This is a genomic window from Taklimakanibacter deserti (assembly GCA_003574785.1).
The window spans coordinates 1-553 of the sequence record QORU01000077.1 but is presented as its reverse complement, the minus strand read 5'-3'; the positions used below and the strand labels follow the sequence as shown (position 1 = coordinate 553).

The window sequence follows — 553 nt, the reverse complement described above, 5'->3', positions numbered from 1 at the left end:
AACCAGGGGAACTGAAACATCTAAGTACCCTGAGGAAAAGAAATCAACCGAGATTCCCCTAGTAGCGGCGAGCGAACGGGGACCAGCCCTTAAGCATGTGACTGATTAGGCGAATGCGCTGGGAAGCGCGGCCATAGTGGGTGATAGCCCCGTAGTCGAAAATCTGATCATGTGAAATCGAGTAGGTCGGGGCACGTGAAACCTTGACTGAATATGGGGGGACCATCCTCCAAGGCTAAATACTCCTGGCTGACCGATAGTGAACCAGTACCGTGAGGGAAAGGCGAAAAGAACCCCGGAGAGGGGAGTGAAATAGATCCTGAAACCGTGTGCGTACAAGCAGTGGGAGCAGACTTGTTCTGTGACTGCGTACCTTTTGTATAATGGGTCAGCGACTTATTTTCAGTGGCGAGGTTAACCGTATAGGGGAGGCGTAGGGAAACCGAGTCTTAACTGGGCGACCAGTCGCTGGGAATAGACCCGAAACCGGGCGATCTATCCATGAGCAGGTTGAAGGTTGAGTAACATCAACTGGAGGACCGAACCAGGATAT

The 553-nt window shown here is 52.1% G+C and carries 1 rRNA gene; it reads left to right on the top strand.

The window, feature by feature from the left end:
- Positions 1-553: ribosomal RNA gene (locus tag DS839_RS36020) — 23S ribosomal RNA — on the top strand; the annotation flags it as partial.